We start from the raw sequence: 3,484 nt of genomic DNA, 5'->3' as shown, positions 1-3,484 counted from the left end.
CACCGCCGGTGCCGCCGCCGGTGCCGCCGCCGGTGCCGCCGCCCGTGCCACCGCCGGTGCCGCCCGTGCCACCGCCGGTTCCACCACCGGTGCCGTTGCCGTCATCGCCGCCGTCATCGCCGCCGTCCTCACCGTCGTCGCTTTGGTCGCTGGTTTGGCCGATACGGTTCTGGTCAGGCACGCAGTCGGTCTGTCCCGGCTGGCATCCGGTCGTCGAAGACCCGGCGCCGCTTTGCATGGGCATCGTCGTCGTGTTCTGACCAACACGCTGGCCGGCATTGGTGTCGATCGTGCCCGTTTGACCAGGCTGTGCAGCCGCGCTTGGCGGCGTTCCCGGCGCGGTGTCGCCCGTGGAGCCGACCTGGGCGTGAAGGGCAGTGCTTCCCAGCAGGATCGCCGCTGCCGCTAGCGGTGCACGTATGAGACTTTTACGCATATCATTCTCCCTGGTTGCGTATCCTAGGAGAAACAGCCTCTTTCAGTGCAGGTTCCGCTTATGCGCGCAAAGGGCGTATTGGATTGCATTTGGTGCAAAAGTGAGGGATTTCGCGATGACAAACGATGAGCAGGCGATCCGAGAGGTCATCGAGACATGGATGGCCGCATCAAGGCGGGGGGATGTTGCCACAGTGCTCGGTCTGATGACTGAGGATGTCGTCTTCATGGTGCCGGGCCAGCCGCCCTTTGGGAAGGAGGCCTTTGCCGCGGTAAGTGAAGGCATGAAGGACTTGCATATCGACGGGAGGAGCGAAATCCTCGAGCTTGAGGTCTTGGGCGATTGGGCCTATCTCCGCACCCATCTCAATATCACCGTGACCCGGCCCGGCGGCCCGCCCGTCCACCGCTCGGGGTTTACCCTGACGATCCTGCGCAAGGAGGCGGACGGCCGATGGCGCCTGGCACGCGATGCCAATTTGCTGGCGAGCGATTCATAGGGGCGGGCGGGGGGGCCGGTTAGGGGCGCCTGCGCCATATTGCCTTGCCTGCCGCCGACCCGCGTCCTCATGAGCGCTGGCCAGGCCTGCACGGGCCCTCTCTTGTTTTTCCTCTCGCCTCGATCACTCCATGGCTGACGTGATCGGGGTCTCTGCTCGCGATCATTCCAATCACCTCGGTGGTGTCTCACGAGGGGCGTCGCCGCTCCCATTGCCGGTATGGGCAAGGCGCTCGGCCGTGTCTTGCGCCGCCGTGGCGGCGGGGCAACGCCAGGAAAGAAATCTCCGCGCAGGCCCGCTTTCCCAATGGTGCGCGTTTGCCTTTCGGTAACTCAACTTATAATTGTGTTAACGAAAGATACAGCAGCTTCAGCGCCGCGAGGGGGCCTCCCAATGCCTGTCCGTTTCCGCCGCCTGGCCATTCTGTCCAGCAGTTCGGTCATTGCGCTTGCTGCCGTGGCCGGCCCGGCCATTGCCGCGACTTATACCGTCACCAGCGCTTCGGGCGATCCAACCGTCGAGAACTCCCTGGGCTGGGCCATTGCCCAGGCCAATGCCAATGCCGGCGCCGACGAGATCGTATTCGATGCGAGCCTGGCCGGGCAGACGATCACTCTCGATAAGGAGCTGCCCGTCATCCAAGACGACGTGACCATCGATGGCGGGGGCAATGTCAGCGTCGATGGCGCATCCAGATATCGCATCTTCTTCGTCAACAGCGGCAACGTGACCATTGCCAACATCACCCTGCAGAATGGTCGCGCCACCGGCGGCAATGGCGGCTCCTCGTCCACCGGTGGCGGTGGCGGCGGCATGGGTGCCGGCGGTGCCGTTTTTGCGCGATCCGGTTCCAGCGTCATCATCGACTCCGTCACATTCAGCTCAAATCAAGCTGCTGGCGGAAACGGCGGCGGCAAGACGGGCGGATCGGACAGCGGGGGTGGCGGCGGCGGCATGGGGGGCCATGGCGGGTCCAATCCTGGCGGCAGTGGCGGCGGCGGCGGATTTGGGGTTGGCGCTAATGGCGGGGGTTCGGCGCCTGGTAGCGGCGGCATGGATGGCCTTCCAGGCAATCTGCCCGGAAGCGGCGGCGCAAGCGGCACCGGCGGCACGGTCACACCGGGCAATGGCGGAGCAGATGGCGGTGGCGGAGGAAACGCGTCACATGGGAACACCGCTGGTGTGTCGGCGGTGGGCGGTGGTGGTGGCCAGGGCGCCGTTGGAAAAGATGGCGGGTTTGGCGGTGGTGGTGGTGGCGCATTCGCAAGAGCGGCTGGGCACGGGGGTTTTGGCGGCGGCGGCGGTGGCGCCGGCGGAAGCGGCGCTGTCGGGGGAAATGGCGGGTTTGGCGGCGGCGGCGGCCGCAACGGCCGGCCGGGCGGATTCGGCGGTGGCAATGGCGGTGCGAGTGGGGGCGGCGGTGGCGGCGGCCTGGGCGGTCACCTCTTCGTCATGGATGGTGCGACCCTCCAGATAAGAGGAGCCACCTCGATCCAGGGAGGCCAAGCAACAGGGGGTGCCGGCGGAGGGGGAGGCGGGGCCGGGCTGGGTCTCGGCAGCGGATTTTATCTGCACGGGGAGACGGGCCTGGACATCGAGACGGAGGCTGGCGAGACGATCACCATTGCCGACGACATCGCCAGCGATGCCTATGCGCCGGGTTATGAGGATGCAGAGGATCCGGCCGATCCCGCCGGCGACGGCAAGGACACCGGCATCACCAAGACCGGCGCGGGCACGCTGGTGCTTTCCGGCACCAACGCCTATGTCGGCGGCACCAGGATCGAGGACGGCACGGTCTCGATCAACAATCAGGCGAGCCTCGGCCATTCCACGAGCAAGGTGACCATGGCCGGCGGCACCACGCTCGAGGCGACCGCCACCTTCGAGACGGCCCATGACATCGAGCTTGCCGGCACGGTCGGCACAATCGATGTGACGGAGAGCAACGCGCTGACCGCCAGTGGCGTCATCAGCGGGGCCGGCAAGCTCGAGAAGGAAGGCACGGGCACCCTGGTTCTGACCGGCATCAATACTTATGAGGGCGGCACCGACATCCGCGACGGCACCGTGTCCATCTCGAACGGTTCCAGCCTCGGTGCGGCCTCCGGCAAGGTGACCATGGCCGATGGCACCACGCTCGAGGCGACCGCCACCTTCGAGACGGCGCATGAGATCGAGCTTGCCGGCACGGTCGGCACCATCGACGTGACCGATGACAACATTCTCACGGCCTCCGGCGAGATCGACGGTGCCGGAAGGCTGGTGAAGGAGGGCACCGGCACGTTGATCCTCTCGGGCGACAACACCTATACCGGCGATACCACGATCGCCGCCGGCACTCTGTCGGTCTCGAGCGACGGCAATCTCGGCACCGGCGGCAACGTGACTATCGATGATGGCGCGGCGCTGCAGGCGACCGGCAGCTTCACGTCGGGGCGGAACGTGGATCTGTCTGGCGGCACCGGCACGATCGAGGTGACCGACAGCAACAGGGTCGAGATCACCGGGGCTGTCGGTGGGGCCGGCAAGCTGCACAAGGACGGCAC

Annotated in this window: 3 protein-coding genes; 2 read left to right on the top strand and 1 reads right to left on the bottom strand. The window is 66.4% G+C overall.

All coding sequences use genetic code 11. From position 1 onward, the window contains the following. The coding region (locus tag E4P09_RS25795; protein ID WP_205042328.1) for a hypothetical protein at nt 1-436 on the bottom strand (436 nt) is incomplete at its 3' end. 115 nt (nt 437-551) lie between these two features. On the opposite strand from E4P09_RS25795, the gene E4P09_RS25790 reads away from it, so the two are divergent. Further along, entirely contained in the window at nt 552-935 is a 384-nt protein-coding gene (locus E4P09_RS25790; RefSeq protein ID WP_137392532.1) for a YybH family protein, read from the top strand. 393 nt (nt 936-1,328) lie between these two features. After that, nucleotides 1,329-3,484, top strand: a 2,156-nt coding sequence (locus E4P09_RS26750; RefSeq protein ID WP_170984648.1) for an autotransporter-associated beta strand repeat-containing protein, incomplete at its 3' end; no start/stop codon positions are given.

Source organism: Rhodoligotrophos defluvii (genome assembly GCF_005281615.1).
Classification (GTDB): domain Bacteria; phylum Pseudomonadota; class Alphaproteobacteria; order Rhizobiales; family Im1; genus Rhodoligotrophos; species Rhodoligotrophos defluvii.
This window is presented reverse-complemented; position numbering and strand designations above follow the sequence as displayed.

Excerpts from the sequence above, each read along its gene's own strand:
- E4P09_RS25790 (WP_137392532.1), top strand. The coding sequence starts at position 552 with ATGACAAACGATGAGCAGGCGATCCGAGAGGTCATCGAGACATGGATG.